Consider the following 8,665-nt stretch of genomic DNA (forward strand, 5'->3'; position numbering starts at 1 on the left):
CTGATTGATGCTATTTGCTGCGCAGCCCGCTGACGGTCGCGCCAGCCGCGGTCAGAAACTCAACATCGGTTTTGAGGTGCAGCAACCGCAAACCCTTGCGTTTCATCGCTTCCGTCAAAGCGGGCGCAAATTCTTCCGTGCTTTCCAAGGTCGCGCTCCATCCGCCATAAGCCTCGGCTAGGGCCGCGAAATCGGGGTTTTTCAGCGATGTCGCCGATAGGCGCGCCGGATATTCGCGTTCCTGGTGCAGGCGGATGGTGCCGAAACTGCCATTGTCGATCACCAGCACCAGCAGGTTCGCGTCATATTGGATCGCGGTGGCTAGCTCCTGACCGTTCATCATGAAGTCGCCATCGCCGGCGATGACCACGGACACGCGGTCGGGGAAGCGCAGGGCTGCGGCGACCGATGCCGGGACGCCATAGCCCATGGCGCCGGATGTCGGGGCGAGCTGGCTGGGATAGGCGCCATATTTCCAATAGCGGTGCCACCAGCCGGAAAAATTGCCCGCGCCGTTGCAGATGATGGCGTCGGCGGGGAGCTGTTCCTGCATCGCCGCGACACAGGGACCGAGATCGAGCTTCGCTTCCGTCGGTTGCGGCGTGGACCAGGCGAGATAATCGTCATGCGCCGCCTTGCCAGCGTCAAAGCTGAGCAGATCATCCTGCCAAAGCGCGGCCTGTTCGGTAAATTCGTCCATCTCCGCGCAGATTGGCAGGTCGATGCGATAGACATGGTTGAGCTCGTCTGGATCGGGATGGACGTGGACGAGAATCTGATCGGGATGATCGGGGGTGATCAAAGTGTAGCCATCCGTCGTCGCCTCGCCGAGCCGCGCGCCGACCGCCAGCACCAGATCCGCGTCCTTGATACGCTGTACCAGCTTCGGATTGGGCCCGTAGCCCAGATTGCCGGCATAGACCGGGCTTTCGTTGGGGAAGTTATCCTGCCGCCGGAACGCGACCGCCACGGGCAGGCCGATACGTTCGGCATATTGAGCGAAATAGTGCTTGGCTTTGTCGCTCCAGCCCGCGCCGCCGACGATGGCGATCGGATCGGTCGCATCGCGCAGCATATCGGTGAGCGTGGTCATGGCATCGGGGCAGAGCGGCTGGGCCGGGGCGACCACCTTGGGCCGGTCGAGCGCTTCAACCTCGTCGCGCAGCATATCCTCGGGCAGGGACAGCACCACCGGACCGGGGCGTCCCGAACGGGCGGTATCATAGGCGCGGGCGATATATTCCGGAATCCGCGCGGCATTGTCGATCCGCGCGGCCCATTTGGCGAGCGGGGTGAACATGGCGGTGAAATCGACTTCCTGAAAGCCTTCGCGGTCGCGGTCATCGCGGGCGACATCGCCGATGAAGAGGATCATCGGGGTGCTGTCCTGCATCGCGGTGTGGACGCCGATGCTGGCATTGGTCGCGCCGGGACCTCTTGTCACAAAGGCAATGCCGGGCGCGCCGGTCATCTTGCCATCGGCCTCGGCCATGAAGGCGGCGCTGCCGTCCTGCCGCGTGGAGATGGTCTGGATGGTGCCGCAATCGTGGAGCGCGTCGAGCACGGAGAGAAAGCTCTCACCCGGAACGGTGAAAATACGGTCAGTGCCCTGGATGACCAGTTGATCGACCAAAATTTGCGCGCCGGTGCGTTTGTTCATGTCCAAGCCTCTCGATATCTCACCCGCAGCTTTAGCTGCGCCATTGGTTTATAGGACTCGCACGAAGACACAAAGCCACGAAGGAAACATGTCCCCAAATCCATTTTGTGCCTTAGTGTCTTCGTGCGAATCATTTTTAATGCTGTCGCGGTTGCGGACGATGCAGGGTATTCAGGAAAAGAGCTGATGCGAAGCGCCAACTGCTTATGCCTGATGGATCGCTTTGGTCACCATATAGGCTTTGAGCCCGTCCGGTCCGTCTTCTGATCCATGGCCGCTTTCCTTCACGCCGCCAAAGGGCGCATCGCCGGGGCTGACGGTCAGATTGTTGATCGCGACCATTCCGGCCTCGATCCTGTCGCCGACCATGTTCGCGGTGTGCAGGCTGTTGGTGAAGGCATAAGCCGCGAGGCCGAGCGGCAGACGGTTCGCCTGTTCGATGGCTTCGTCCAGCGTGTCAAAAGGCCGCATCACGGCGACCGGGCCGAAAGGCTCATCGTTCATGATAGTTGCGTTGAGCGGAACGTGGGACAAAACGGTGGGATCAAAGAAAAACCCCGTATCACCGCGCCGTTCGCCGCCGAGCTGCACATCTGCGCCCTTGGTTCGGGCGTCCTCGATCATCGCGCCCATGGCGCTCGGGCGGCGGGGATTGGCAAGGGGCCCCATTTCAATTCCGTCGCCGAAGCCATCCCCGACCGCAACTTTGGCGGCGCGCTCGGTAAAACCTTTGACGAACCGGTCATAGATCCCGGACTGCACATAGAAGCGGGTCGGCGAAACGCAGACCTGTCCGGCGTTGCGATATTTTTGCATGGCCGTCAGATCGAGCGCCTTTTCAATATCGCAATCGTCGAAAACCAGCACTGGCGCGTGCCCACCCAGTTCCATCGTGGTGCGCTTCATCCCGTCGGCGGCGAGCTTCATCAGATGCTTGCCAACCGGGACCGAGCCGGTGAAACTGATCTTGCGGATCACGGGCGAGGCGATGAGATGGCTGGAGACCTCTGCGGGATCGCCGAAGACGACTTGCGCCACGCCGGACGGCAGGCCTGCGTCAACAAGACAACGGACCATTTCGATCGGGCTCGCCGGGGTTTCTTCCGCCGGTTTGAGGATGATCGAGCAGCCAGCGGCTATCGCAGGGGCCAGCTTGCGTACGGGCGTGAATATCGGGAAATTCCACGGACTGAACGCGGCTACTGGGCCGACGGGTTGATATTTCACGAAACTATTCTGTCCGGCAGGACGCACAAGAACGTGGCCGTAACAGCGCTTGGCTTCTTCCGCCATGATGTCGAAATGATTGGCTGACGCAGTGACCTCGCCAATTGCTTGTGCCAGCGGTTTGCCTTGTTCTGCGGTCATTAGACGACCGATTTCCGGTGCCCGTTCACGCATCAGCTCTGCGGCTTTGTGCAGAATGACGGCGCGCTCGCCCACGGGAGTGTCCCGCCAGATCGGAAAGGCGCGGTCGGCGGCGGCTAACGCCCGGTCGAGATCAGCCTTGGTTGCTTTTGGTAGGTCTGAAATGGTCTCTCCCGTCGCCGGATTGACAACCTGATGAACATCGCGTTCCGCGCCATCAATCCATTCACCATCGATATGAAGTTGCAATTTCTTGGGATATTCACCTGACATAGTTGCTCCTGAAACCATCTGTCTTGTTACTAGACTTGTCACCGAATTCCCGCAATGACTGTAACAAAGTTTGAGAGGATAAAGTGATGGAGATAGTTACCGAAGGCCTGCGCTTTCCGGAAGGGCCGATTGCGATGCCGGATGGCAGCGTCATATTGGTCGAGATCGAGGCGCAGCAGCTCACCCGGGTCTTGCCGGACGGCACCAAACAGCTGGTTGCGAAAACTGGCGGTGGTCCCAATGGTGCCGCCCTTGGCCCGGATGGTACAATCTATGTCTGCAACAATGGTGGTTTTGAATATCAGGACGAGAATGGATTCCTGACCCCTGCCGGTATCGCCAAAGACTATGTCGGTGGCAGCATCCAGCGGGTCGATCCTGACACGGGGGAAGTTGAGACGCTCTATAATGACGGCGATTTCGGCTGCATCTTGCGTGGCCCCAATGATATCCAGTTTGATAGCCACGGTGGCTTCTGGTTCACCGATCATGGCAAGACCGATTACGAGAAACGCAGTCACGACATTGTCGGTATCTTCTATGCCAAGGCAGATGGTAGCCATCTGGAAGAAGTGATCTTCCCGTCGCAAAACCCCAATGGCATCGGCATCTCGCCGGATGGCAATACGCTCTACGCTGCGGAAACCTTCACCTGTCGCCTGATGAAATTCAACATTACCGCGCCGGGCAAAGTGGCCCCCGACGCAGGTCCCGGCGGCCCGGGCATCCCGCTCTATCGTCCTTCCGGCTATAAGTTTTTCGACAGTCTGGCGATGGAAGAATGCGGCAATATCTGCGTTGCCACCATCGGCGAATGCGGGATCAGCGTGATCTCACCAGAGGGCGAACTGGTCGAATTTGTCGAGACGCCGGATATCTTCACCACCAATATTTGCTTTGGCGGCGATGATATGATGGACGCCTGGATATGTCTGTCGGCAACAGGAAAACTCGTAAAAACCCGCTGGAAACGGCCCGGAATGAAATTGGAATATTTGAACAAATGAAATTGACTTAGTTGATGCAAATTCGGCGCTTGCGTAAAGATGAAACAGCTGCTGCTGCCCGTCAGCATCGCAGCGCCGGTGCATTGATTCCGGGGTTTGTTCCGACTCTACATAGTTTAGATGAGACATATAAGTTCTACAACGAAGCCTATGGCAAGGGGACGATCTGGGGGGCTTTTGAGGAACAGAAGCTTCTTGGTCATATAGCGCTAGAACCCGGTTGGATTGAACATCTGTATGTTGATGTGGATCGTCAAGGAGAAGGAATTGGCCGCAGGCTTCTCGATCATGCCAAAGGCGAACAAACTGATCTGCAACTCTATACATTTCAGGCTAACCAGCGCGCACGAGCATTTTACGAGGCCGCTGGCTTTGTGATGGAAGAAATGACTAACGGTGAGCGGAACGAAGAAAAGCAACCAGACATGCGGTACCGCTGGAAATCAAAGGATCATGAATGACACAATATACCACAGTAATTTTTGACTTTGGCGGGGTTATTACCTCGTCGCCATTTGAAGCATTTAACCGGCTGGAGGCCGAGAAAGGTGTGCCGCAGGACAGTGTGCGCCGGATCAATAGCGCCAATCCCGACGATAACGCCTGGGCCAAGTTCGAGCGGGCGGAGCTGGATGGCGCGGGTTTTGACGAAGCCTTTGCTCAAGAGGCCAAAGCCCTAGGTTTGGAATTGCGTGGCGCCGATGTGCTGGCTGTTCTGGCTGGCGACGTGCGGTCCAATATGGTGGCGACGCTGGATCGCCTGAAAGCTGAAGGATTTGCAATTTCCTGTATCACCAACAATGTACCGGCCGGCAAAGGCGCGGGCATGGCGATGAATGATGAAAAAGCGGCGGCGGTTGCTGCGATTATGAAACGTTTTGACCATATTATAGAGAGCAGCAAGGCGGGTGTCCGCAAACCCGATCCACGCATCTATCAGATGATGTGCGAGGCTTTGAATGTCGATCCGGCGCAATGCATTTATCTTGATGATCTTGGGATCAATTGCAAACCAGCGGCGGCTCTGGGTATGGCAGCGATCAAAGTGTCTGCAGAGCAGCAGGCGCTAGATGAACTGGGTGCTTTGTTGAATATACAATTGCCCTGATATCGCTTGTAGAGCCGAGTAAACTTGTAATCTTTTTGTCATCAATGAGTCGTCGAAAGGTCGTGAAATCGCTATAGCGCGACGGGGGTGCAAGCTTGTGGGGATTCGTGAGTAACAGCTTTTCGGAAAGATTTGGCACTATGACCCGCTGGTTTGGTCAGCAGGGTCTCTACCCTGTTCTGGCTCTTCTCTTGGCGGTTTTGTTGCTGATTCAGGCAATCAGATTGATCTGGTTGATCCTGACTCCTTTGGGTCCGGTTGGTGATTATCGTGCCAATGATCTGCAAGTCCTGTCACCGCAATCGCGTCTAACCTTGTTCAGCAGCTTCGATCCCTTCTTCCGCAATGGAGCGGCGCAGAGCGCCAATGTCGTAACCTCGCTGCAGCTGACGCTCTTTGGCATTCGCATGAACGAGGCATCTGGTCTGGGTTCTGCCATTTTATCGGGTTCGGACGGCGTGCAGGGTAATTATCTTGTGGGCGAAGAGATACAATCGGGTGTTACGCTGAATAGCGTCGAATTTGATCATGTGGTCATTGATCGCGGTGGCGTTTTGGAGAGTCTGTATCTCGATCAGTCGATCCCCGCACAAACTGTCGGTGGCGATGATCTCGTCGCACGCAATTCCTTTGCTGCAGCCGATCAAGAAATTCCGGGAGTGGCCTCTCTGGCACCGCGTAACGAAGAAGGCCGTATCACAGGCATATTGGTCTCTCCTTTGGGAGATGGTGCGCTGTTCAAGAGCGCTGGTTTTCGCAATGGTGATATCATCGTGTCTATCAATGGAAACCCGGTTGGCTCGACCGGTGATATCGAAGCGTTGAGGAGCCAGGTCAGGCCCGGCGCACGCCTTTCTGTCGAAGTTGAACGCGGAGCCAAGACCGTTCCGATCGCCGTCAATCTGGGAGCCCAATAATGTCTAGCCTATTCGCCCGGATCATAGCGGTCCTTGCTCTGTGCGCCGGTCTATCCGCGGCGCCGGTTGCTGCGCAGCATACGCTCAATGTCCGTGATGCCGATATTCGCGCCTTTGTTCAGGATGCTGCGCGAGTCACCGGCCGCACCTTCATTCTTGACAGCCGTGTGCAGGGCAAAGTTTCTGTGGTCACCGATCGCCCGCTCAGCCGGTCGGAATATTTCGAGATTTTCCTGTCGACCCTGCGCGCTAATAATCTGGTGGCGGTCCCCACCGCCCGCGGGGCCTATCGCGTGCAGCCGGCCGATGGAGCGGCTGCGCAGCCGACCCGGATGGGATCGCGTGGTGCTGCGGCCAACCAGTTGGTGACGGAGGTTGTGCGGCTCAAATCTATCGTAGCGAGTGAGGCTATGGCGACATTGCGTCCATTGGTCAGCAAACAGGGCTCTATAACCGCCAACCGCAATGCCAATAGTCTGGTGATTGTCGACTATGCCGACAATATTCGTCGGATTCGCGGTTTGGTGGGAGAAATCGACCGCGACAGTGCGGCGAGCACCATCATCAATTTGAAAAATGCCGGAGCGCGGGAAATTGCAACTTCGCTTCAGGCCCTTGCTGAGCAAGGCGGCGGAGAAGGGTCGCGCGCACCGGTGACTGTGGTGCCGATCGACAGCAGCAACAGTATTGCTTTGCGCGGTGATCCCGGAGCGGTGTCGCGCTTTGCCCAAATGGCGCGGGAACTGGACCAACGCGCGGAATCGGGAACCGAAATACGCGTCCATCGGTTGGATTATGCCAATGCCGAGCATCTTTTACCGGTGATCGAAAATTTACTGGGTAGCCAAGCCTCGGGCGTTGGTTCCGCAAAGGTTGTCCCCGCTGGGAATAGTGGCAGCGCATCCACATCCGCTGCTGGTGGCAATGGCATCGCAAGCCGTGGTCCGGCGATTGTCACCCGTTTGGAAGGTACCAATGCGATCATTGTCGCCGCGAACCCTGACGTTCAGCGGATGATAGGCGAATTGATCCGTCAGCTTGATACCCGTCAGGAACAGGTGGTGGTTGAAGCGATCATTGTCGAGATTTCCGAATCCTTAGCCCGTGAACTGGGCGTTCAATGGCTTGTTGGCGGCGAAGACGTGCCCTTTGCGGTCACCAACTTCTCCAACGCCTCGCCGAATATCGTCGACGTCGCCGGCGGGTTGCTGGCCGATCAGTTCGACACAACCACAACCACCACGACCGATACGGCCACCACGGTGACCACGAACAGTTCGGTTGGTGACGCGCTGCGCCAGAATGCGGCGGACGCTGTGCTCGGTGCTCGCGGTGGTTTTGGCGGCTTTGCGACCAGCCTGGGGGGCAGCGCCGTGCTCGGCGCGATCATCAACGCGGTGCAGTCCGATACCGATAGCAATGTATTGTCGACGCCTTCGCTGACCGTGAACAACAATCTGAAGGGCAGCATTTTATTCGGTCAGGAAATTCCGGTGTCGACCGGAGAGGCATTATCGAATAATTTCGACAATGCCTTTCGCACGATCCAGCGGCAGAATGTCGGGATTGAGCTGGAGGTAACCCCACAGATCAATGCGGGCGATGAAGTGCGGATGGAATTGCGCCAGCAGGTCAGTTCGATTGCCGGACCGGTGTCCGACGATTTCAACGAGTTGATTATCAACAAGCGGGAAATCAACACTACCGTGACCGTGGGTGATGGAGAGATTATCGCGTTGGGCGGCCTGCTTGATGACAATGAGCGCCGCACGATCCAGAAAATACCGTTTCTCGGCGATATTCCACTCATCGGTGAATTGTTCAAATCGCGTGGACGGTCACGGGTCAAAACCAATTTGATGGTCTTCATCCGTCCGACGATCCTGAAAGACCCTAATGATGCACGGCGTTTCTCAAGTGGCCGCTATGGCTATATTCGCGGTCGTCAGTTGCTGCAAAATCCGGATCAGGAGCCGTCGCTCGACACATTGGTGCGCGATTATCTTGGTACGGTCCCGCCATCCGTGCCGTCGCGGCCGGATGATCAGATCATCTATGCTCCAGACGATGCGCCTGGGGTCAGTGAGACCAACGGGAACGAATGATGGAGATCGCGCGGGGAACAGAGGCGGTTGTTTCCGAAGCGGATGATGGTCCCGTTGAGGCAGCGGCTGTCGAAGACTTGCCATATACTTATGCGCGTGATCATGGTTTGTTGCTTTGCGCGATGGCTGGTGGCCGTGCGTCTGTGGTGATGCGGGCCGGTTCTGATCCATCCGCACTGCTGGAGGTTCGTCGTTATCTGTCTCTGCCCTTTGATGTGGATCTGGTC

At 57.1% G+C, this 8,665-nt stretch carries 7 protein-coding genes and 1 pseudogene; 6 read left to right on the forward strand and 2 right to left on the reverse strand.

What is annotated here, in order from left to right:
- Nucleotides 1-10: 10 nt before the first annotated feature.
- Both ABJG22_RS04370 and ABJG22_RS04375 read right to left on the reverse strand, forming a co-directional pair.
- Entirely contained in the window at nt 11-1,660 is a 1,650-nt protein-coding gene (locus ABJG22_RS04370) for a thiamine pyrophosphate-binding protein (RefSeq protein WP_348019022.1), read from the reverse strand.
- Nucleotides 1,661-1,864: 204 nt separating this feature from the next.
- Entirely contained in the window at nt 1,865-3,301 is a 1,437-nt protein-coding gene (locus tag ABJG22_RS04375; RefSeq protein WP_348019023.1) for an NAD-dependent succinate-semialdehyde dehydrogenase, read from the reverse strand.
- Nucleotides 3,302-3,387: 86 nt separating this feature from the next.
- Here ABJG22_RS04375 and ABJG22_RS04380 point away from each other — a divergent pair, with 86 nt between their 5' ends.
- The 6 genes and pseudogenes from ABJG22_RS04380 to ABJG22_RS04405 form a co-directional block, all read left to right on the forward strand.
- Complete coding sequence (locus tag ABJG22_RS04380; RefSeq protein WP_348019024.1) at nt 3,388-4,308, forward strand: SMP-30/gluconolactonase/LRE family protein; 921 nt, start codon at nt 3,388-3,390, stop codon at nt 4,306-4,308.
- A 29-nt stretch (nt 4,309-4,337) separates the two neighbouring features.
- A complete protein-coding gene (locus ABJG22_RS04385; protein ID WP_348019025.1) occupies nt 4,338-4,769 on the forward strand; it encodes a GNAT family N-acetyltransferase in 432 nt (143 codons plus the stop codon).
- Entirely contained in the window at nt 4,766-5,416 is a 651-nt protein-coding gene (locus ABJG22_RS04390) for an HAD-IA family hydrolase (RefSeq protein WP_348019026.1), read from the forward strand. Before ABJG22_RS04385 ends, ABJG22_RS04390 begins: the two co-directional genes overlap by 4 nt.
- 140 nt (nt 5,417-5,556) lie before the next feature.
- Nucleotides 5,557-6,333 carry a type II secretion system protein N gene (locus tag ABJG22_RS04395; protein WP_348019027.1) on the forward strand — a complete coding sequence of 259 codons (777 nt, stop codon included), beginning with the start codon at nt 5,557-5,559 and terminating at the stop codon, nt 6,331-6,333.
- Nucleotides 6,333-8,438 carry a type II secretion system secretin GspD gene (gene gspD / locus ABJG22_RS04400; protein ID WP_348019028.1) on the forward strand — a complete coding sequence of 702 codons (2,106 nt, stop codon included), beginning with the start codon at nt 6,333-6,335 and terminating at the stop codon, nt 8,436-8,438. The genes ABJG22_RS04395 and gspD overlap by 1 nt, the downstream gene beginning before the upstream one ends.
- A pseudogene (locus tag ABJG22_RS04405) lies at nt 8,435-8,665 on the forward strand (type II secretion system protein GspE); the annotation flags it as partial. The gene gspD and the pseudogene ABJG22_RS04405, both read left to right, overlap by 4 nt.

It is taken from the genome of Parasphingorhabdus sp. (genome assembly GCF_039939955.1).
Classification (GTDB): Bacteria; Pseudomonadota; Alphaproteobacteria; order Sphingomonadales; family Sphingomonadaceae; genus Parasphingorhabdus.